General features: G+C 70.1%; 21 protein-coding genes. 11 read left to right on the forward strand and 10 right to left on the reverse strand.

Annotated elements, in window-relative coordinates:
• The first annotated feature begins 8 nt into the window (after positions 1-8).
• The 3 genes from SLINC_RS05735 to SLINC_RS05745 are packed head-to-tail and all read left to right on the forward strand — an operon-like array spanning position 9 to position 2456.
• Positions 9-863, forward strand: a complete 855-nt coding sequence (locus SLINC_RS05735; RefSeq protein WP_067427567.1) for an alpha/beta fold hydrolase — start codon at positions 9-11, stop codon at positions 861-863.
• Complete coding sequence (locus SLINC_RS05740; RefSeq protein WP_067427569.1) at positions 860-1672, forward strand: LLM class flavin-dependent oxidoreductase; 813 nt, start codon at positions 860-862, stop codon at positions 1670-1672. The genes SLINC_RS05735 and SLINC_RS05740 overlap by 4 nt, the downstream gene beginning before the upstream one ends.
• Positions 1673-1685: 13 nt before the next feature.
• Positions 1686-2456 carry a class I SAM-dependent methyltransferase gene (locus SLINC_RS05745; RefSeq protein WP_067427571.1) on the forward strand — a complete coding sequence of 257 codons (771 nt, stop codon included), beginning with the start codon at positions 1686-1688 and terminating at the stop codon, positions 2454-2456.
• A 45-nt stretch (positions 2457-2501) separates the two neighbouring features.
• Here SLINC_RS05745 and SLINC_RS05750 read toward each other — a convergent pair whose 3' ends face one another.
• The 3 genes from SLINC_RS05750 to SLINC_RS05760 form a co-directional block, all read right to left on the reverse strand.
• Positions 2502-2996, reverse strand: a complete 495-nt coding sequence (locus SLINC_RS05750) for a GntR family transcriptional regulator (RefSeq protein WP_067427573.1) — start codon at positions 2994-2996, stop codon at positions 2502-2504.
• Between the two features lie 22 nt (positions 2997-3018).
• The gene (locus SLINC_RS05755; RefSeq protein ID WP_079164427.1) at positions 3019-3336 is read right to left on the reverse strand and encodes an aspartate/glutamate racemase family protein; all 318 of its coding nucleotides are present in this window, start codon (positions 3334-3336) and stop codon (positions 3019-3021) included.
• Between the two features lie 665 nt (positions 3337-4001).
• Positions 4002-4697 carry a TetR/AcrR family transcriptional regulator gene (locus SLINC_RS05760; protein ID WP_067427576.1) on the reverse strand — a complete coding sequence of 232 codons (696 nt, stop codon included), beginning with the start codon at positions 4695-4697 and terminating at the stop codon, positions 4002-4004.
• Between the two features lie 374 nt (positions 4698-5071).
• Between SLINC_RS05760 and SLINC_RS05765 the strand changes: the two genes are divergently transcribed.
• From SLINC_RS05765 to SLINC_RS05780, 4 genes are all read left to right on the forward strand, one after another.
• On the forward strand, positions 5072-6046 hold the full coding sequence (locus SLINC_RS05765; RefSeq protein WP_067427578.1) for a zinc-dependent alcohol dehydrogenase family protein: 975 nt from the start codon (positions 5072-5074) through the stop codon (positions 6044-6046).
• A 192-nt stretch (positions 6047-6238) separates the two neighbouring features.
• Positions 6239-6730: a nitroreductase family deazaflavin-dependent oxidoreductase gene (locus SLINC_RS05770; protein ID WP_220472916.1), complete on the forward strand. Its 492-nt coding sequence runs from the start codon at positions 6239-6241 to the stop codon at positions 6728-6730.
• Between the two features lie 94 nt (positions 6731-6824).
• Positions 6825-7496, forward strand: a complete 672-nt coding sequence (locus SLINC_RS05775) for an SDR family NAD(P)-dependent oxidoreductase (protein WP_225988257.1) — start codon at positions 6825-6827, stop codon at positions 7494-7496.
• Positions 7497-7583: 87 nt separating this feature from the next.
• On the forward strand, positions 7584-7943 hold the full coding sequence (locus SLINC_RS05780; protein ID WP_067427582.1) for a winged helix-turn-helix transcriptional regulator: 360 nt from the start codon (positions 7584-7586) through the stop codon (positions 7941-7943).
• A 47-nt stretch (positions 7944-7990) separates the two neighbouring features.
• Here the strand turns inward: SLINC_RS05780 and SLINC_RS05785 are convergent, their stop codons facing one another.
• The 7 genes from SLINC_RS05785 to SLINC_RS05815 form a co-directional block, all read right to left on the reverse strand.
• Positions 7991-9100 (reverse strand): beta propeller repeat protein, encoded by a 1110-nt coding sequence (locus SLINC_RS05785; protein WP_067427584.1) that lies wholly within the window; start codon positions 9098-9100, stop codon positions 7991-7993.
• Positions 9101-9102: 2 nt separating this feature from the next.
• Complete coding sequence (locus tag SLINC_RS05790; RefSeq protein WP_067427586.1) at positions 9103-10155, reverse strand: hypothetical protein; 1053 nt, start codon at positions 10153-10155, stop codon at positions 9103-9105.
• A 118-nt stretch (positions 10156-10273) separates the two neighbouring features.
• Positions 10274-10906, reverse strand: coding sequence for a potassium-transporting ATPase subunit C (locus SLINC_RS05795; protein WP_067445055.1), 633 nt, complete (start codon positions 10904-10906; stop codon positions 10274-10276).
• A 5-nt stretch (positions 10907-10911) separates the two neighbouring features.
• Entirely contained in the window at positions 10912-13029 is a 2118-nt protein-coding gene (gene kdpB, locus SLINC_RS05800; RefSeq protein ID WP_182449147.1) for a potassium-transporting ATPase subunit KdpB, read from the reverse strand.
• On the reverse strand, positions 13026-14690 hold the full coding sequence (gene kdpA / locus SLINC_RS05805; RefSeq protein WP_067427590.1) for a potassium-transporting ATPase subunit KdpA: 1665 nt from the start codon (positions 14688-14690) through the stop codon (positions 13026-13028). The genes kdpB and kdpA overlap by 4 nt, the downstream gene beginning before the upstream one ends.
• A gap of 7 nt (positions 14691-14697) precedes the next feature.
• On the reverse strand, positions 14698-14787 hold the full coding sequence (kdpF, locus tag SLINC_RS05810) for a K(+)-transporting ATPase subunit F (RefSeq protein WP_016434100.1): 90 nt from the start codon (positions 14785-14787) through the stop codon (positions 14698-14700).
• Between the two features lie 271 nt (positions 14788-15058).
• Positions 15059-16045 (reverse strand): endonuclease/exonuclease/phosphatase family protein, encoded by a 987-nt coding sequence (locus SLINC_RS05815; protein WP_067445059.1) that lies wholly within the window; start codon positions 16043-16045, stop codon positions 15059-15061.
• A gap of 327 nt (positions 16046-16372) precedes the next feature.
• On the opposite strand from SLINC_RS05815, the gene SLINC_RS05820 reads away from it, so the two are divergent.
• The 4 genes from SLINC_RS05820 (at position 16373) to SLINC_RS05835 (ending at position 21262) form a co-directional block, all read left to right on the forward strand.
• Positions 16373-17068, forward strand: a complete 696-nt coding sequence (locus tag SLINC_RS05820) for a response regulator transcription factor (RefSeq protein WP_067427592.1) — start codon at positions 16373-16375, stop codon at positions 17066-17068.
• A 10-nt stretch (positions 17069-17078) separates the two neighbouring features.
• Positions 17079-18191, forward strand: coding sequence for a sensor histidine kinase (locus SLINC_RS05825; RefSeq protein WP_067445062.1), 1113 nt, complete (start codon positions 17079-17081; stop codon positions 18189-18191).
• 80 nt (positions 18192-18271) lie between these two features.
• Entirely contained in the window at positions 18272-19024 is a 753-nt protein-coding gene (locus SLINC_RS05830) for a DUF4232 domain-containing protein (RefSeq protein WP_067427594.1), read from the forward strand.
• 78 nt (positions 19025-19102) lie between these two features.
• Complete coding sequence (locus SLINC_RS05835; RefSeq protein WP_067427596.1) at positions 19103-21262, forward strand: protein kinase domain-containing protein; 2160 nt, start codon at positions 19103-19105, stop codon at positions 21260-21262.
• Positions 21263-21320 lie beyond the last annotated feature (58 nt).

Below are 21320 nucleotides of genomic sequence, written 5' to 3' on the forward strand. Positions count from 1 at the left end.
TTCCGGACATGACCTCACACCCATCGCACGGCGAGCAACTGCTCAAGATCAACGGCGTCGAGCTGTGTGCGGAGACCTTCGGCGACCCCGCGGCCCCGGCGATCGTGCTGGTCGCCGGGTCGGCCGCCTCGATGCTGTGGTGGGACACCGACCTGTGCGAACAGATCGCCGCCCGCGGCCGGTTCGTGGTCCGCTACGACCAGCGGGACACCGGCCGGTCGACCACCTACCCGCCGGGACAGCCCTCCTACTCCCTCACGGACCTGACCCTCGATCTGCTCGGCATCCAGGACGCGTTGGGCATCGAGCGCGCCCATGTGGTCTGTCAGTCGATGTTCGGCGGGCTCGGGCTCATCGTCGGTGTGGACCATCCCGATCGGGTCGCGTCCCTGACGTTCGTCTCGACCTCGACCGGTGCCGACGGCCTGCCGCCGCCGTCGAGCGATCTGGCCATGGCGGCCGAGCCTGACGTCTCCGACAGGGCCGCGGTCGTCGACTACGTGGTCGCCGGCGCGAAGGCGTACGCCGGTGGCTCGCCGTACTTCGACGAGCCCGCGATCCGGACGCTGGCCGAACGTGACGTGGCGCGCGCCAAGAACTACGCGTCGACTCTGGCCAACCACTACGCCATCGAGTTCGACGAGCCGGCGCGCGGCGGCTTCGGCGACATCGTGGCGCCGACGCTCGTGGTCCACGGCGACCACGACCCGCTGCTGCCGCTGCCGCACGGCGAGGCGCTGCGCGACGCGATCCCCGGGGCGGAGCTGCTCGTCCTCAAGGGGGCCGGACACGACCTGCCGAGGGCCGTGTGGGACGACTTCGTGTCGGCTCTGGTGCTGCACACGGAAGGAACTCGCTCATGACCCGGCTGCGCTCGGCACTGTGGCTGCCGCTCTTCGACGACCTCGCCGACCCACGGGCGGTCGCGCGGCTCGCCGCCGAAGCGGAGGAAGCCGGATGGGACGGCTGCTTCGTGTGGGATCAGCTGTGCTGGCGGGAGCCGGTCCAGCAGGTCGCCGACCCCTGGATCACGCTGGCGGCGATCGCGACCGCGACCGAACGGCTCCGGCTCGGCCCGATGATGTCGGTGCTCCCCCGCCGACGGCCGGCCAAGGTCGCGCGGGAGACCGCGACGCTGGACCGGCTCAGCGACGGCCGCCTCACCCTCGGCGTTGGCCTCGGCAGCGACCGGTTCGCCGGCGAACTGTCCAGGACCGGCGAGCAGTTGGACGACCGGCGGCGCGGGCGCATGCTCGACGAGTCCTTGGAGATCCTGGCCGCCGCCTGGTCGGGCGAGCCGGTGCGCCATCGCGGCGAGCACTACACCGTCGACGACATCACCTTCCTCCCGCGGCCGGTTCAGCGGCCGGGTGTGCCGGTGTGGGCCGCCGGATTCCCGGGCAACGTCAAGCCGATCCGCCGCGCCGCACGGCTCGATGGCTTCTTCCCGGCCAACCTCGAACACCCCGACCAACTCGCCGAGGTCGTCGGCATCCTCACCGAACTGCGCCATGGTGAGATGGCCTCGTACGACATCGCCGTCGCGCTGCCGCCCGGCGTCGATCCCGAACCGTACGCGAGAGCCGGCGCGACGTGGTGGCTGCCGGACCTCGACCCGGGTATACCGCTCGACACCGTGCGGGGAGTGCTCCGCGACGGTCCCGCGACGTGAGGAGACGGTCGCCTTGTTCGACTACGACTCGGAGCTCGCCCGGTATCACGAGCGGCTGTGCGAGGCCCTCGACGTCCGACCCGGCGATCGAGTCCTCGACATCGGCTGCGGCACCGGCAAGACCACCCGGGACGCGGCGCGGGCCGCGGCGCCGGGCACCGCGCTCGGCATCGACGTCTCGGTCCCGATGCTGGCGCAGGCCCGCCGGAAGGCCGCGACCGAAGGTCTTGGCAATGTCGCCTTCGTGGAGGCCGACGCCCAGGCCCATGCCTTCCAGTCGGAGCATTTCAGTCTGGGCACCAGTCGGTTCGGCACGATGTTCTTCTCCGACCCGGTCGCCGCGTTCACCAACATCGGGCGGGCCCTGCGTCCGGGCGCACGCTTCGTACAACTCGTCTGGCAGGCCGCCGACCGTCAGGAGTGGCACACCGCGATCCGAGCGGCGATCGCTCCCGAGCCCGCGCCGACGACGTCGGTCTCCACGGCCGCCGACGCCTTCGCACTGGCCGATCCGCACGTCGTGGTCGACGTCCTGACCGCGGCCGGCTTCACCGCCGTGGATGTCGCCGACGTACGCGAGCCCGTCTACTACGGCCCGGACGCCGACCACGCGCGCGCTGCCCTACTCCAGTTGGGAATGGCGAAGGAACTGGTCGCCGATCCGGATTCCGCGTCCACCGGGCGCGCACTCGACCGGCTGCACACGACGTTGGACGCGCATGACACCGGCGACGGCGTGTGGTTCGACTCCCGCGCCTGGCTGGTCGTCGCACACCGGCCCTGACATCTGCTCGGCGAGGGGTGAGCGGGACGGCTTCGCGGCAGCCCCCTAGCCGGCGGCCGCCTCCGCGAACTGGTTGGTGTCGAAGAGCTGGTTGATGTGGCCGCCGAGTTCGGACCAGTGCTGTCCGGAGAGTTCGGCGGCGGCGCGGGCGGCGTCGGTGTCGTTCGCTGCGACGGCCCGTTCGAAGTCGCGGTTGGCCTCGCGCATGCGGTGCAGGTCCTGCTCGGTCATGACCGGCACGGCCGTCTCGATGGCGAGTTGGTCGAGGGAGCGCAGGACGGCGAGGGTCTTCTCGACGTCGCGCCGGTTGAGGGTGGTGACGCGGGTGTAGACGCCGGGCTTGGCTTCGACCAGGCCGATGTCGGCGAGCCGGGCGAGTGCCTCGCGCACGGGGGTGCGGCTGAGGCCGAGACGCTCGGCGAGCTCACTGTCCTTGACCTTCAGGCCGGGGGCGAGTTCCCCGCGCACGATGGAGTCGCGCAGGCGGTGGAAGACCTCGTCACTGAGGAGGCGGCGGGAGACAGGGCTGTCGAGTGACATATTGCGTACAGTACATCGCCCTTCATCCGACCTGTTCGATTCTGCCTTCAGCTCCGGCCCGGCGGATCAGGGCCTGGGCCAGAACGAGCGCCGGGTCGATGAGCGGGACCTTCACGGCCTCGGCCGACAGGCCGAGGGGGATTTCCGTGCAGCCGGCGATGACCGCTTGCGCGCCCTGCTCGGTCAGCCGTTGGGCGGCTCGGGCCAGCAGCGCGGTCGTCCTGGCGTCACGGGTGCCGGCCTTCACCGCGTGGACGGCGGCCATGACCTCGTCGTTCTGGCTGGTGGCGTGGGGCAGGAGGAGGCGGATGCCGAAGCGGTTCAGCCACTCCTGGTACAGGCTCCCTGTACGAACTGAGCGGCCGCAGGCTGCCCGGCCATGCCGAGATCCTTGATGTGCTCACGCCCGTCCGGGGCCCGAGCCGGCCGTTCGCCACATCCTGGGCGCCACGCACTTCCACACCATCGGTGACACCACCGCCCGGGGAACCGTCACCGCGCTCGGGTACGGCGGACACACACCCACGGAGCCGGGGCCCGCCCATTACACGGCAGCAAACGGCGGCCACATCTTCGAGCTCGCCGACCACTACCGGCTCGACAACGGCCACTGGAAGATCACGCACCGGACAGCTCACCAAGTCCTCACGCCGATCCCCAACCGAGGTCAGCGCAAGGGAGCTTCGCCCAACGACAGGCGCTTCCCGACGTCGGGTGCCACGACTCAACCGTTTCCTCGAAAGGTCATCGTCACGAACAAACTCAGCGGGAAGGACGGCGGCCGGGCCTTCACCGTCGGCGCGGAACTGGGCGTCCCCGGCGACATCGACCAGCTGTTCAACGGCCTGGAGGCCGGCCTGAAGCAGCACACCGAAGCGCGCTGGATCACCGGCGCGGCACTCGACGCCAGCGGCGGCAGCCTTCTTGGTCAGTGCTCCCAGACCCCTAACTGAGGCAACCCGAGTCCACGCGGGGCGGCCCAGGTCGGCCACACCCCCGGCAAGGTCAGCCGCTCTTGCCCGACGGAGGTGCGGACGTGCCCTGGCCGGCGCGGAGCATGGCCTCGTACAGGGGCTCGTGTCCGGGCGAGTCGGGCAGGGGGCCGCGCGCCGGGGTCTCCAGGGACTGGATGAACAGGGCGACGACGCGCCGCCAGGCATCCGGGGCGGCATCGCCGGTGGCGTTGACGACACCGGCGTTGGCCATGTGGATCAGCACCAGGTCCGAGGGGTCGAAGTCCTCGCGCAGTCGGCCGGTGGCCTTGGCGCGGTCGATGAGGAGCAGCATGGCCTGGTACGCCTCGTTGCGGCGCTGCTCCAGGATCTTGGCGGTGGGGAAGGTCATGGTCAGGACGTCGGCGAAGCCGTTGTCGGCGGCCTGCATCGCGCAGGCGGCCTCGATGTAACCGACGAATCCGTTCCAGGGGTCGGGGTCTTCCAGGGCGACGGTGACCGCCTCGGCGTAGGCGCCCATACGGTCGGAGAAGACGGCGTCGACCAGCTCCTCCTTCGTGGGGAAACGGCGGAACATGGTCGCGATCCCCACGCCCGCCTCGCGAGCCACGGACGCCATGGAGGCACTCAGTCCGTCGCGCGCGAACACGGTGCGTGCGGCTGCGATGATCCGCTCCCGGTTGCGCTCGGCGTCACTGCGGAGAGGCTGCGCGGCGGGACCGTCAGGATGCTGGGCGCCAGGGTTCATACCGGCCAGTCTAACTATCGGAATGACCTATCCATTTCTACTGCTAAGCCGGTCGCGCGTCAGTAACCCCGGCCCACTGCCGTGCAGGTATGTCTGTCACCGCACTCCACGCCGACATCGGCCAGGGCCGCGACCTCACTGCGGCGCAGGCCCGGCACACGACGCCGGGTGCCCGTCGGCAGCCCCGCCCACTCCGGGGTGATCTTCGCTCGCCGCGAGGTGGGGTGTACTGCCGGTACACCCCTCACCAGTAACTCGCTGCGCGCACGGAATGGGGTTTCCATGAATGACGTGGTGGTTCAGGCCGCGATTCGGCGCCGCAGGCGCCGGTACGCGTGGAGCCAGTGAAAGCAAGGAAGCAAGGAGAGGCACGTATGCGTGGCGTAGTCATGTACAAGGCCACCGACGCCGTCATCCGGCTGACCGCGACCTGCATCTGCGGCTCCGACCTGTGGCCGTACCGCGGGGTCGAGCCCGCCGATCACACGAACATGGGACACGAGTACGCGGGCGTGGTCGAGGAAGTCGGCTCCGACGTGAAGAACGTCAAGGTCGGCGACTTCGTCGTCGGGTCGTTCGTGATCTCCGACAACACCTGCGAGACCTGCCGCTCGGGCTACCAGTCCGGCTGCGCGCACCGGGAATTCGTGGCGGGGACGATCGGCACCCAGTCCGAGAAGGCCCGCACCCCCCACGCGGACGGCACCCTGGTGGCCACGCCCGGACAGCCGACTCCGGACCTGATCCCCTCGCTGCTGGCCGCCTCCGACGTGCTCGGCACCGGCTGGTACGGCGCCGTCGCCGCGGAAGCCGGCCCCGGCAAGACGGTCGCGGTCGTCGGTGACGGCGCGGTCGGCCTGATGGCGGTCCTCGCCGCCAAGCAGCTGGGCGCGGAGCGGATCATCGCGATGTCCCGCCACCCCGAGCGACAGGAACTGGCCCGCTTCTACGGCGCGACCGACATCGTCGAGGAGCGCGGCGACGCGGGCGTGGCGAAGATCAAGGAACTCACGGACGGGCTCGGGGCGCACTCGGTGGTCGAGGCGGTCGGAACCCAGGAGTCGACGATGCAGGCGATCGGCGCCACCCGCCCGGGCGGGCACCTGGGCTTCGTCGGCGTCAATTACGACGTCACGATCCAGGGCATCGACCTGTTCTTCGCCGGCATCCACGTGGAGGGCGGCCCCGCCCCGGTACGCCGGTTCCTGCCCCACCTCATCCAGCTCATCTGGGACCGCGAGATCGACCCGGGCAGGGTGTTCGACCTCACCCTGCCGCTGGAGCAGGCCGCCGAGGGCTACCAGGCCATGGACGAGCGGCGCGCAACGAGGGTGCTCCTCACCTTCTGACCCGCGCCCGCACGCACCGCGCGCACCTCGTCCGCACGCCCCTCGTCCGCCTCGTGTCGCCGCAGCACCGGGGCGGACGCCGCGTTGCCTTCAGAACGACCTGGAGAGCGGCCATTGCCTTTGACGGCTGGTGACGGTAGTAACTGCATGCACTCCCGACGTGCCGGTCAGTTGCCCGATCGGAGGCGATCCGTGCCACACCAGCGACCACGGCCCAAGCAACTGGACTCCCCGCTACTGCCGCGGCTCTTCAAGTACATGGCCAGGTTCCAGGTGTGGACCTACCGCCGTACCGGTGGTCGGCTCGGCGGGACGTGGCGCATGGCCGCCGGCTTCCGCAAGCCCGTGCCTGTGCTGCTGCTCGAACACCGCGGCCGAAAGTCCGGCACGCTCTACACCACGCCACTGCTCTACATGACCGACGGACCGGACACCGTCGTCGTCGCCTCCCAAGGGGGGCTCCCCATGCATCCGCAGTGGTATCTCAACCTGCGCTCCCAGCCCGACACCCACATACAGATCCGCTCCGAGCGGACACCTGTTCACGCCCGCACCGCGGATCCCCAGGACCGCGCCCGTCTCTGGCCCCTGCTGCTGGACGTCTACGCCGACTTCGAGACGTACCAGTCATGGACCGAACGCGAGATCCCGGTGGTGCTCCTCCGGCCCCGGACCGAAGGGTGAGGGCTCTCACGGACCCTCAACAATCGGATTACCCTATCCGCTTTTGGCGATACGCTGGTCGCGGTGATTCGGATAGCCCTATCCGGATCGTCAAGTGGATACGCCTATCCGACTTCTGTCTTCGGTCGGTTTCATCGCCATCGTCGGAGCCGGCCCCCAACTGGGCCTGGCCATCGCCCGCACCTTCGGCTCCCAGGGCTTCGACGTCGCCCTGATCTCCCGCAACCGCGACAAGCTCGACGGCCTCGTCACCACGCTCACCGCCGAAGGCATCACAGCAGCCGCGTTCCCCGCGGACGTACTCGACCGTCACGGACTCACCCAGGCCCTCAAGGAAGCCGCCACCCGGTTCGGCGGGATCGACGTCCTGGAGTACTCCCCCGCCGAGACCGAACCCCCATACGTACGGCGGCAGATCGCACTCCGGCTCCACGGGGCCGTCACCGCCACCGAGGCGGTGTTGCCCGCGATGCGCGAAGCCGGCGCCGGCACTCTGCTGTTCACCACCGACGCCCGCTCCCGCGCCCTCCAGCCGCCGATCACCGACATCAACGCCGCCATGACGGACCTGCGCGCCTGGGCCGTCGACCTGCACGAGCAGCTGGCCGGCACCGGCGTCCAGGCCGCCCACATCGGCATCGACGCGACGATCGGCACGCCCACCTTCTACGGACAGCCGCGGGCCACGGCAGACCAGATCTCCCCCGTCCACTGGGAGTTGCACACCACCCACCGCGACCAGGCCGAGCGGATCTTCAGGGCCTGACACCGCGACAGGGCCCGACACCGCGACGGCCGAACGATGCTTCCCGCACCCCGACTTGTCCAACCACCCGCCCGCCGAGGAGACCTCATGCCCAACGCGTACGACATGCGCGCGGCACCGCGCCAGGTCGACGAGGGCATCACTCGTGTCTTCCAGCTCCTCGGAAAGCGCTGGACGGGCCCGATCCTGTCCGTACTCATCTCGGGCCCGGCGCACTTCGCCGACCTGCACCGGGCGATCCCCGGAATCAGCGAGCGCATGCTCTCCAACCGCCTCGGCGAGCTTGCCGCCGCCGAACTCATCGTGCGCGAGGTGGAGGACGGGCCGCCCCTGCGGGTGTCCTACCGTCTGGCGGAGGCGGGCAGGGCGCTGGAGCCCACACTCGGTGAACTCGCGCGATGGGCGAGGACCCACCTGCCGGAGGCGGAGCGGCCGGTCGACCGCTGAGGGGCGAGGCGGGGCCCGTCCGCTTCGGGCGGGCCCCGTTCGTCGTCTCAGCCGAACCGCAGGATGCGCGGGGCGAAGGTGTTCTCGGGGCCGGTGGCGCGGCCGACCGACCACACCGTGTCAGTGCCCGGGACCGGGGCCAGCCGCAGCGTCCGGGAGTCGCCCTCGCCGGGCACCACCGGTTCGCTGTACTCGGTGAACGACTGTCCGTTCCAGGCGAGGAAGTCGGGCCCGGGGACGAACGGCGGGGAGCTGCCCGGCGGGCCCCACTTCTGCGAGTTGGCCACCGCGACCCAGGCCAGTTCGCCGGACGCGCTGGGGGTCAGTGAGGTGATCGAGCCGAAGTTGGCGGGTACGGTCACCCTGCTCCAGGTCTGCCCGTCCCAGCGGACCAGCAGGGGCGGGATGGGCCGGCCCACCGGACCGCCGACGAATCCCTCGGTGCCGCCCGCCCACACCTCCGTCGGTGAGACCGCCAGCACGCTGCCCAGGGCCGACCGCGGGAAGGCGTTCACGATCGTCTGCTGCCAGGCCTGTCCGTCCCAGTGCGACACGACAGCACCCGACACGGTGTCGCCCGCGGCCCAGACGTCGTCGGCCGCCTTGATGTGCAGGCCGTACACGGATCCCGGTGGCACCGGCATCTCCTGCCAGCCGTTGCCGACCCGGCGCAGCAGCAGCTGCGCGCCGTCGCGCGAACCGATCAGCCAGGTCTCTCCGCCGCCGGCGACGACCTCGGTCAGCACGGCCCCGGGCGGCGGCCGGCTCTCGCGCCAGGCGCTGCCGTCGAAGCGGAGCAGGTGGGCACCGCCCGCCGTGTCACGGCCGACCGCCCACACCGCGGTCGGTGAGGTCGCGGCGATCGACAGCAGCTCTCCCTGCCAGCCGGCCCCGGGCAGGCTCTGGCGCTGCCACGCGGTTCCGTCCCAGCGCAGCAGCAGCGGGAAGCCCGGCGCCTCTCGGCCGACGGCGTCGGCACCCACCGCCCACGCCCGGTCCGGTCCGAGCGCCACGGCCTTGTTCAGCCCGGCCTGCGGGCGTATCTGCGTCGGTACCGGAACGTGTTGCCAGGACAGGGTGTCCGCCGCGGCCGAGCTCATGACCGTCATGATGGTCATCACGACGGCGAGGGCCGCGACGAGAAGTCTTCGTGCCATGGTCAGCCTCCCAGCCGTTCGCTCATCAGGTTGGGCTTCGAGCCGTAGATCTCGACGGTTCCGAAGGACAGCAGCGAGGACCCGGCCCTCGCCAGGACGCGCGGTTTGACGTCGATCGCGTTGACGCGCTCGGGACCGTACGAGTAGGTGGTGCGGGGGCCGTTCATCCGCGCGTACTTCGACTGGAAGGCGCGGTCGCTGCGGACCGGCAGCCACAGCGCGCCGTCCGGGCCGCGTTCCATGGCCTCGGTGTAGGTGTCGCCCAGCGGTGGGTAAGTGGTGTGCCAGGTACGCCCGTTGAAGGTCATCAGGTAGGTGCGGGGCACGCCGTCAGTGTATTGGCTGCCGCCGATCGTGGCCCGGCCGGACGGTTCGAGCAGGAGGGTGTGCACATTGCTGTTCGGCGGCAGCGGCACCCCCGCGTCCCGCCACGCCGTGCCGTCCCAGCGGAGGACGGCGGTTCCGGTGCTGGTGTTCCCCCAGGCCCAGGCGTCGGTGGCGGTGCGGGCGGTGATGCCCATCAGGTACAGCACATCGTCCGGGGTGGACTGCGCGGTCCAGGCGGAGCCGTCGTAGTGCAGCACCTTCAGCCCGGTGTCGTCCTCGCCGATCACCCACGCGGCACCCGGTACCGCGGTGAAGTCCTGGTAGGTCCACAGCCTCTGCGGCAGCGGGACGGAACTCCACCCTCCCGGCGACCGGCGCAGGATCTCCCCCACGCCCACGCGGTTGTGGAGGGTCCACACCTCCTGGCCGACGAACTGCACCTTGCCGAGCCAGCCCAGCTCACCGGCGCCGGGGAAGGTGGTCTCCCGGTGCCACGCCGTGCCGTCCCAGCGATACAGCATCGGCCGCAGTCCGTCCGGGGCGTGCTCGTACCCGCTCGCCCATGCCTCGCCCGGTCCGCGGGCGGCGAGATCGGACACGGTCACCGGCGGGGTCGCCGCCGGGGGCACGGGCAGCGCCGACCAGCCCGGCGTCACGGCCGCGGCGGGCGAGACCACCGCGGCACACGCGATGACGAAGCAGATGACGAGCGCACGGAGACCGTTCACGGGACCTCCCCAGGACGCGAAGGGCGCACAGCCTAAGGGCGTTCACCCCAACTGTGAACAGACGGCACACAGTTGATGAGGTGTTCCTCGACGCGGGAGGCACGGTCCGGTCGGGCCGTCAGCTCCTGGTCACGAGTTCCCTGAGCGCGATGTTGAGTTCGAGGACGTTCACCCGGGGCTCGCCCATGAACCCGAGAGTGCGGCCCTGGGTGTGGTCCTCGACCAGCTTCTCGACCTGGGCGACGGACAGGCCGTTCCGCTCGGCGACCCGGTGGACCTGGATCTGCGCGTACCGCGGGGAGATGTCCGGGTCCAGCCCGGAACCGGAGGAGGTGACCGCGTCGGCGGGGACCTGGGAGGGCCGGACCCTGTAGTCGGCGGTGGAGTTGTCCCTGACGACCTTGGCCTTGGCCTCCTTCACCCCCTTGATGAGTTCGGGATTGTCGGCGGAGCGGTTGGTGGCGCCGGAGAGGAGGAGCTTGTACTGCGTGTTGACCGTGTTCTCCCCCAGTCCGTCGGCGGGGCGGGGCTGGAAGTAGTCCAGGCTGTAGCCCTGTTGACCGATGAGGGACGAGCCGACGACCCTCCCGTCCGCCGTGACCTCGGAGCCGTTCGCCTTGCCGTGGAAGGCCGCCTGGGCGACGCCTGTGACGGCCAGCGGGTAGAGGACGCCCGTGAGCACGGTCAACACGAGCAGCGCCCGCAGGCCCGCGCCCAGCAACCGGGCAGTGTTCACAAGGGAGTTGTTCATGGCCATCAACCGATTCCGGGGATGAGAGAGATGAGCAGGTCGATGATCTTGATGCCGATGAAGGGGGCGATCAGCCCGCCCAGGCCGTAGATCCCGAGGTTGCGCCGGAGCAGCCTGTCGGCGCTCACCGGCCGGTACCGCACACCGCGCAGGGCGAGCGGCACCAGCGCGATGATGATCAGGGCGTTGAAGATGACCGCGGAGAGGATCGCGGAGTCCGGCGAGGACAGGTCCATGATGTTGAGCTTGTCCAGGCCCGGGTAGACCGCCGCGAACAGCGCCGGGATGATCGCGAAGTACTTCGCGACGTCGTTGGCTATGGAGAACGTGGTCAACGCGCCCCGCGTGATGAGGAGTTGCTTGCCGATCTCGACGATCTCGATGAGCTTGGTCGGGTTGGAGTCGAGGTCGACCATGTTGCCGGCCTCCTTGGCGGCCGACGTACCGGTGTTCATCGCGACGCCGACGTCCGCCTGGGCCAGCGCGGGCGCGTCGTTGGTGCCGTCGCCGGTCATCGCGACGAGCTTGCCGCCGGCCTGCTCGCGTTTGATGAGGGCCATCTTGTCCTCGGGAGTGGCTTCGGCAAGGAAGTCGTCGACGCCCGCTTCCTCGGCGATCGCCTTGGCCGTCAGCGGGTTGTCACCCGTGATCATGACGGTCTTGATGCCCATGCGGCGCAGTTCGTCGAACCGCTCGCGCATGCCCTCCTTGACGACGTCCTTGAGATGGATGACGCCCAACACCCGGGCGCCTTCCGTGTCTTCGACGGCCACGAGCAGCGGCGTCCCACCCGCTGCGGAGATACGGTCGGTGAGCGCGCTCGCATCCTCGGACACCTCGCCGCCCCGCTCCCGCACCCAGGCGACGACCGAACCGGCCGCACCCTTGCGGATCCTGCGCCCGTCGACGTCCACACCCGACATACGGGTCTGCGCGGTGAAGGCGATCCACTCGGCGCCGGACAGCTCGCCCTGCCGGCGCTCGCGCAGGCCGTACCTCTCCTTGGCCAGGACGACGATCGAGCGGCCCTCGGGCGTCTCGTCGGCCAGCGAGGACAGCTGCGCCGCGTCGGCGACCTCGGCCTCCGCCACACCGTTCACCGGCACGAACTCGGCGGCCTGCCGGTTGCCGAGGGTGATGGTGCCGGTCTTGTCGAGCAGCAGCGTGGAGACGTCGCCTGCGGCCTCAACCGCCCTTCCGGACATGGCCAGTACGTTCCTCTGCACCAGCCGGTCCATACCCGCGATGCCGATCGCGGAGAGCAGCGCGCCGATCGTGGTCGGGATGAGACAGACCAGCAGGGCGACCAGCACCACCATCGTCAGATGCGTGCCCGCGTAGTCGGCGAACGGCGGCAGCGTGGCCACCGCGAGCAGGAAGACGATGGTCAGCGAGGCCAGCAGGATGTTCAGCGCGATCTCGTTCGGTGTCTTCTGCCGGGCCGCGCCCTCGACCAGGTTGATCATCCGGTCGATGAAGGTCTCGCCGGGCTTCGTCGTGATCCTGATGACGATCCGGTCGGAGAGCACCTTCGTCCCGCCGGTGACGGCCGAGCGGTCGCCGCCCGACTCGCGGATGACCGGCGCCGACTCACCGGTGATGGCCGACTCGTCGACCGAGGCGACGCCCTCGACGACGTCACCGTCGCCGGGAATGATGTCACCGGCCTCGCAGACGACCAGGTCACCGATTCTCAGCTCGGTGCCGGGGACCTCGGTGCCGTCGACGCGCCGCGCCACCGTGTCCGTCTTGGCCTTCCTGAGGGTGTCCGCCTGGGCCTTGCCCCGGCCCTCGGCGACCGCCTCGGCCAGATTGGCGAAGATCACTGTCAGCCACAGCCAGGCGCTGATCGCCCAGCCGAACCAGTCGCCGGGGTCCTTGAAGGAGAACACCGTGGTCAGCACGGACCCGATCCAGACCACGAACATCACGGGCGACTTGACCATCACCCGCGGGTCCAGCTTGCGGCACGCGTCCGGCAGCGACTTCACCAGCTGCCCGGGGTCGAAGAGGCCGGCGCCGACACGGCCCTCGGCGGGCTTGTGCCCGGTGGGTGCGTCGCTGTGCGGCGCCTGGGCCGGCGTTGCTGTGGACATCTCTTCGCTTTCGGTACGAGTGGTCATGACGCCAGCCCCTCGGCCAGCGGGCCCAGCGCGAGCGCGGGGAAGTACGTCAGACCGGTGATGACGAGGATCGCGCCCACCAACAGGCCGGTGAACAGCGGCTTCTCGGTACGCAGGGTGCCCGCGGTCACCGGGACCGGCTTCTGCTCGGCGAGCGAACCGGCCAGCGCCAGGACGAACACCATCGGCAGGAAACGGCCGAGGATCATGACGAGGCCGATCGTGGTGTTGAACCACTGGGTGTCCGCGTTCAGACCGGCGAAGGCCGAGCCGTTGTTGTTGGCCCCGGACGTGTAGGCGTAGAGGATCTCGGAGAACCCGTGTGCCCCGGAGTTGGTCATCGAGTGGGCCGGGGTCGGCAGGGCCATCGCCGCGGCGGTGAAGATGAGCACCAGCGCCGGAGTGACGAGGATGTAGCAGGCCGCGAACTTGATCTCACGGGTGCCGATCTTCTTGCCCAGGTACTCGGGCGTACGGCCGACCATGAGCCCGGCGATGAACACCGCGATGATCGCCATGATCAGCATGCCGTAGAGGCCGGATCCGGTGCCGCCGGGCGCGATCTCGCCCAGTTGCATGCCCAGCATCGTGATGCCTCCGCCGAGTCCGGTGAAGGACGAGTGGAAGGAGTCCACCGCACCGGTCGACGTCAGCGTCGTGGACACCGCGAAGATCGACGAGGCGCCGACGCCGAAGCGGACCTCCTTGCCCTCCATCGCACCGCCCGCGGCCTGTAGCGCCGGGCCGTGGTGGGCGAACTCGGTCCACATCATCAGGGCGACGAAACCGACCCAGATGGTGGCCATGGTGGCGAGGATCGCGTACCCCTGCTTGACGGAGCCGACCATGACACCGAAGGTGCGGGTCAGCGAGAAGGGGATGACGAGCATCAGGAAGATCTCGAAGAGATTGGTGAAAGGCGTCGGGTTCTCGAACGGGTGGGCGGAGTTGGCGTTGAAGTAGCCGCCGCCGTTCGTGCCGAACTCCTTGATGGCCTCCTGCGAGGCCACCGCGCCGCCGTTCCACTGCTGCGAGCCGCCCATGAACTGGCCGACCTCGTGGATCCCGGAGAAGTTCTGGATCACGCCACAGGCGACCAGCACGATGGCCGCGACGAACGCGCCGGGCAGCAGGATGCGTACGACACCGCGCACCATGTCGGCCCAGAAGTTGCCGAGTTCACCGGTACGGGAGCGCGCGAACCCTCGTACGAGGGCCACCGCCACCGCGATACCGACCGCTGCCGAGACGAAGTTCTGCACGGCCAGCCCGGCGGTCTGCACGACGTGGCCCATGGCCTGCTCGCCGTAGTACGACTGCCAGTTGGTGTTCGTGACGAAGGAGACGGCGGTGTTGAACGCCTGCGCCGGCTCGATCGAGGAGAACCCGAGCGAGCCGGGCAGGATGCCCTGGAGCCGCTGCAACAGATAGAGGAAGACCACGCCGACGGCCGAGAAGGCGAGTACGCCCCTCAGATAGGCCGGCCAGCGCATCTGTGTGTCGGGGTCGGCGCCGATGCCCTTGTAGATCCACTTCTCGACGCGCCAGTGCTTGTCGGAGGAGTAGACCTTGGCCATGTAGGTGCCGAGTGGGATGTGGGCGAGCGCCAGCGCCCCCGTCAGGGCGAGCAGCTGGAGGACGCCTGCGAGTACGGGACCCATGCCTGGCTCAGAACCTCTCCGGGAAGATCAGGGCGAGGACGAGATATCCCAGCAGGGCGACGGCCACGACGAGGCCGACGATGTTCTCGGCGGTCACAGCTTCGTCACCCCCTTGGCTACGAGGGCCACCAGCGCGAAGACCGCGATCGTGGTGACGACGAAGGCCAGATCGGCCATCGCGAACTCCCGGTGAGGTGCGAAAGAGATGCGGACGAGTAGAGGAAACGCCCTCCTCGGCCGGATCCGGCCTCCCTTGACGGCTCTCTTACGGCGACCCCCGCGCCCTTGACGCGTCTCTTACGCCCCGTGAGACGCCAGGCGGGAGAGGCCCCCGCCGGCATGAACGGCCCGGACGGCGTCGTCCCTGGTCACCAGCTGATGCCGGCCGCCACCGGCAAGTGGTCACTGCTGGTGGCCGGCAGCACCCATGCGCTCTCCGGCCGCACGCCGCTGACCAGGATCTGGTCGATCCGCACCACCGGGAACCCGGCCGGATAGCTGAAGCCGAAGCCGTCCCCGGCCTCGTCCTGGGCCGAGCGCAGCCGCGAGGTGAGACCGTCGAGCGCGCGGTCGTCCGTGGTGCCGTTCAGGTCGCCGAGCAGCACCACCCGCTCGTTCGGCTCGGCGGCGAGGGCCTCGCCGAGCGCCTGGGCGTTTCTGTCCCGCGAGTCCGTCCAGAAGCCCGCCGCGGGATTCACCCGCACGGACCCCAGGTGGGCCACATACACGGCGAGGGGCCCGTGGTCCGTGGCCACCGTGGCGCGCAGTGCCCGGTTGTAGGTCATCTTGACCTCGGCCGGCTTGGCGTCCCCCAGCGGCCCGACGTCCTGCTTGATGTCGACCGGCCGGGTGTCGGACAGCGGCAGCCTGCTCCACAGTCCGACGGTGCCCTGCACGGTGTGGTGCGGGTACGTCGTCGCCAGCTCCTTCTCGTACGTGCCCCGGGCCTGCGGGGTGATCTCCTCCAGCGCCAGCACGTCCGCCCCGGCGGCGGCCAGGTCACGGGCGGTACCGGCCGGGTCGGGATTGTCGGCGCCGACGTTGTGGGCGGCCACGGTGAGGTCGTAGCCCGTCCGGGACTTGTCGGTGAGCAGCCCGCCGAAGAGGCTCAGCCACACCGTGACCGGCAGCACCAGCGCGACCAGCGCGGAGGCGGAGCGGCGCCACAGCGCCCCGGCCAGCAGCACCGGGACGAACAGGCCGAACCACGGCAGGAAGTTCTCCACCAGGCTGCCGAGGCCTCCGCGGTCCGTGATCCGTGCGTGCAGCACCATGACCAGGCCGAGCAGCACCGCCAGCGCGGCGAGGACCGGGCCGCGCTTCCAGGGCCCGGGCCGGCAGCCGAGGCGGATCACCCGGCGGAGGGCCGCGTGCCAGGTCCCGGAGCCGGTGTCCCGGGGGTCGGCGCCGCTCTGTCCGGTCTCCGCCGTGTCCCCCGGCGTCACCGTCGCCTGTCCTCGCTCACTACCGGTCACTGCTGCGTCCTCGGGTTCTGGGTGGGGTCGGCATACATGCGCGGGCAGCCGTGGATCCGTACGCGGAGACCGCCTCGCGAAGAAGCCTGTTGTTCGAGCCGATGGCGGGTTTCGCGTCATATCGCCAGTCAAGGCGGCGTGGTGTTGCCGGCCTGTATGGGGATTTGGATACGCCGACGATATGCGCCGCCTCGTAGCATCGATGTCATGCGTGTGTTGATCGTCGAAGACGAGCCCTTTCTGGCTGAAGCCGTCCGCGACGGTCTACGTCTGGAAGCGATCGCGTCCGACATCGCCGGTGACGGCGACACCGCGCTGGAGCTGCTGAGCGTCAACAGCTACGACATCGCCGTCCTCGACCGGGACATCCCCGGACCGTCCGGTGACGAGATCGCCAAACGCATCGTCGCCTCCGGCAGCGGCATGCCGATCCTCATGCTCACCGCGGCCGACCGTCTCGACGACAAGGCCTCCGGTTTCGAACTCGGCGCCGACGACTACCTCACGAAACCGTTCGAACTCCAGGAACTCGTCCTCAGGCTCCGCGCGCTCGACCGCAGACGTGCCCACCACAGGCCTCCGGTGCGCGAGGTCGCGGGTCTGCGCCTCGACCCGTTCCGCAGAGAGGTCTACCGGGACGGCCGCTATGTCGCGCTCACCAGGAAGCAGTTCGCCGTGCTCGAAGTCCTCGTCGCCGCCGAAGGCGGGGTGGTCAGCGCCGAGGAGTTGCTGGAGCGGGCGTGGGACGAGAACGCCGACCCGTTCACCAACGCCGTGCGCATCACCGTCTCCGCCTTGCGCAAACGGCTCGGCGAACCCTGGATCATCGCCACCGTGCCGGGCGTCGGCTATCGCATCGACGCGCAACCGGAGGCCGGGCGCCAGGGAGGCGACCGTGGATAGAGCGCCCGGACTGAGTGTGCGGGTCAAGCTCACCCTCAGCTACGCCGGATTCCTCATGATCGCCGGCGTCCTGCTGCTCGCGGCGGTGTGGGTGTTTCTCCTGAGATACGTCCCCGAACGGGCGATGCTCATCAACCCCGAGGACAATGCCCACCTCAATGGTGTTTTTCCCGTCCGGTCCTCCCTCCAGTACGTTTTCCTTCCGAGGGCGGCCGCGGTACTGGCGTTCCTGCTGGTGTTCGGTCTCGTGGGAGGGTGGCTCCTCGCCGGCCGCATGCTCGCCCCGTTGACCGGCATCACGGACGCCGCACGCATGGCCACCAGCGGATCGCTCTCCCACCGGATCCAACTGCCGGGCAGCAAGGACGAGTTCCGCGAACTCGCCGACGCCTTCGACGCGATGCTCGCCCGGCTCGAAGCACACGTCGCCGAACAGCAGAGATTCGCGGCCAACGCCTCGCACGAGTTGCGCACCCCGCTGGCGGTCTCGAGAACTCTTCTCGACGTGGCGCGCGCCGATCCGAACCCCGACACCGATGAACTCATCGACCGCCTCCAGACCGTCAACAGCCGGGCGATCGACCTCACCGAGGCGCTGCTCCTGGTCAGCCGCGCCGAGCAGCGGTCCTTCACCCGAGAACGCGTCGACCTGTCCCTCATGGCGGAGGAAGCCACCGAAACGCTCCTCCCCCTCGCGGAGAAGCACGGCGTCACCATCGAGACCCGCGGCGACATCACGCCCATGCTCGGATCGCCGGCGCTCCTGCTGCAACTGACCACGAACCTCGTCCACAACGCGATCGTCCACAACCTTCCGGAAGCGGGCACCGTGTGGGTCACCACCGGCGTCCGCCCCGACACGGTGGTCCTCACCGTCGAGAACACCGGCGAGAAGCTCACCCCGGAGCTGGCCTCGACCCTCACCGAACCGTTCCAGCGCGGCACCGAGCGCGTGCACGGCGATCACCCGGGCGTCGGCCTCGGCCTGGCCATCGTCAAGACCATCACGCACGCACACGACGGAACGCTCACCCTCACCCCGCGCTCCGCCGGCGGGATCCGCGTCACCGTGGAGCTACCCGCCGTATCCCCGCCCGCCGGCCCGGTGTCCGACGTCCACTAGGGTCTGGTGGCCTGCCTCGCAGGTGAACGGGATATCCACGTGAGGAAGAGGTAACCAGCGTGCGCACGCACCGCCTTGCCATGGCAGTAGCCAGTTTCGCCGCCCTGGCACTGACCCTTGCTGCCTGCGGAGAAGGCGACGCCGAGTCGAAGTCCGTCGAGTCGGCCACCGAGGAGTCCACCGAGGAGTCCACCGACCCGTCCCCCACCCCCTCCGCCACCTCGGCGTCCCCGTCGCCGCCGGCCACCGCCACGGAGAAAGCCTCGAAGGACGCGGACTCCCAGGGTGCGGGCTCCCAGGGTGCGGGCTCCCAAGGTGCCGGAAACGGTTCCGGGAAGGGTGCCGGCACCGGAGCCGGGGGTTCGGACACGCCGTCCGCCGGCACGGGCTCCGGTGGCGCCAAGCCCGTGGACTGCGCCACCGGTTCGCTGCGGTTCGCCATCAAGAAGGTGAAGAACCCCGTCGACCACGTCCTCATCACGGCGACCAACACCGGCACGAAGGCCTGCCACCTCTACAGCTACCCGGCCCTGCGCATCAGTGAGAACTCGCAGGCCGTCACCGCCAGGATCGGCGAGAGTCAGCCGCAGACCGTCGTCACCCTCGATCGCGGCGCCACCGGGTACGCGGGCCTGATCACCGCGTCCGCCGACCGCAACAGCGAGACCAAGGTCACCACCCCCGCGATCGGTGTGAGCCTGTTCGGCCCCGACGAGGGGCCCACCGGGTCCGGGGTGGACGTGCCCGTCCCCGGCGGTTCCCTGTATGTCGAGGAGGACAACGCCCAGGTCACGTACTGGCAGGACAACCCGAACGACGCGCTCGCCTGGTGACCGGCAACTGACCGTCGGGGCAACGGCTTTGGCCTAAGCTGGGCCGCTGATCCGCGTCAGAAGAAGGTGTGACCGTCCATGCCGTTGCGAGATGGTGATCCTGCGTCCGTAGGGGGCTACGCCCTGCTCGACAGGATCGGCGCCGGCGGCATGGGCACCGTGTTCCTGGGCCGCTCGGCCGCCGGACGCAGGGTCGCGGTGAAGCTGGTGCATCCCCAGCTCTGCGAGGACGAGGAGTTCCGCGTCCGGTTCCGGCAGGAGATCGCGGCGGTCCGGCGGGTCAGCGGGGCGTTCACGGCACCTGTCGTGGACGCCGACCCGGATGCCGAACAGCCGTGGATGGCCACGATGTTCGTACCGGGCCCGAGTCTGGCGGCCCAGGTGGACAGCGACGGCCCGGTGACCGGGCCGGAGCTGCGCCTCCTGGCGCTGGGACTCATCGAGGCGCTGCGCGAGATCCACCGAGCCGGGGTGGTGCACCGTGATCTGAAGCCGGGCAATGTGCTGATGGCCGAGGACGGCCCGCGGGTCATCGACTTCGGCATCTCGCGCGCCGCCGACAACCAGACGCTGACCGTGACGGGCAATGTGATCGGCACGCCCCCGTTCATGTCGCCGGAGCAGCTGCGCTCGCCGCGCGACGTCACCTCCGCCTCCGACGTGTTCTCGCTGGGCTCGTTGCTGGTCTACGCGGCCACCGGCAACGGACCGTTCGACGCGGACACGCCGTACATGGCCGGCTACCAGGTGATGTACGAGGAGCCGGCGCTGGAGGAGGTCCCGCAGCCGCTGCGCGACATCGCCGCACGCTGTCTGGACAAGGACCCGGCGGCCCGCCCCGGCCTGACGGAACTGCACGAATGGTTCCGCACGCTGCCGGAGGGCGAGACCGCCTCCACCGACGACATCCCCCGTATCGCGCCCCCGGCCCGCGCCGACACCACCGCCGGCCGCGCGATCCCCGGCGCCTCCACCGAACCCGTCACCCACGGAGGCCGGCCCGGAAAGCGCCGTGGCCGACGGCTCACGTACGCGCTCACGGCCGTCGGCACAGCGGTCGCCGTGACCGGGCTGGGTCTCGCCGCGGTCAACGCCTTCAGCGGTGACACCCACAACACCGTGCGTACCGCTTCCCTGCCGACCGGCTGGCAGCCCTGGCAGACCACGCTCCGCCAGAGCTCCGTGTCCGACACGATGATGGACTCCGGCCCACCGGGATGCGTGTCCGAGGGCACCGTCCTGTACTGCGGCGGCGAGGGTTTCACCGTCGCGAAGGTCGACGCCGCCACCGGCCGCGTCCTGTGGAGGTCCGGCGACTCCGTGCAGAACTCGACGCCGTTCGGCGTACGGAACGGAGTCGTGTACGTCGCCGAGCAGACCCGGGGCGAGTTCCGGACCGCGGCCGTGCACACCGGCACCGGGAAACGGCTCTGGGCGCGCGAGACCCCGAACGACGACTCGGTCGTGTTCGACGGCGGGCTGCTGACGACCACGGGCGACATCGGCGGATTCATCGCGTATGACACGTCGGGGAAGAAGCTGTGGCAGTCACGGAAGGCGGCGTTCTGCGACCCGCTGTCCCTGGCCGGCGTTCCCTACGCCGAGTGCACGATCGCCGGCGAACCCGGTCACGTCCCGGTCACCCTGCTGCGCCTCGACCCGGCCGACGGCACGGCGCACAGACTCGCGGCCCTGCCGATCGGCTCGAAGGGCCTCGGACAGTCCGGGGGCGAACCTGTCTACGCGCAGCCCGCGGCGGCGGCGAACCAGGACGGGGAGATCGAGAGCGAGCGCCGGTACACCACACTGCTGCGGGTCGACCCGCGTACCGGTGCCGTCCGTCCCGTGCCGCTGCCCCGCACCCTGCGCGGCGCGCCGACCCTGCTCGGCGACGACGTCGTGGTCTTCGCCCAGACCAACGGAACCGTCACCGCGGTGTCCGCCACCGACGGCAAGCAGCTGTGGCAACGGTCCACCGGCATGGAGGGCCTGTCGCAGCCGGTCCTGTCGACGGCGTACGACCGGATCTACTTCTCCAACCGCATCGGCCGCGTGCTGGCCATGGAGCTGAGCACCGGACGGGCGCTGTGGCGCACCTCCGCCGTCGACGCCCTGGGGGACGCCTCACAGGACTGGGCGCCCAGCGTGACCCTCGTCCGGGACGCGGTCGTGGCCATGGCGGGCAACACGCTGTTCTCCGTGGGTCCGGACGGCCCCGGGGCCCAGTCCGCCGACTGAGGCCGAGCACCCGCCAACACGCGGGTGGCGCCGGTGAATTGACGCTCCGTCGGATTGA

The sequence above is a fragment of the Streptomyces lincolnensis genome (genome assembly GCF_001685355.1).
Lineage (GTDB): Bacteria > Actinomycetota > Actinomycetes > Streptomycetales > Streptomycetaceae > Streptomyces > Streptomyces lincolnensis.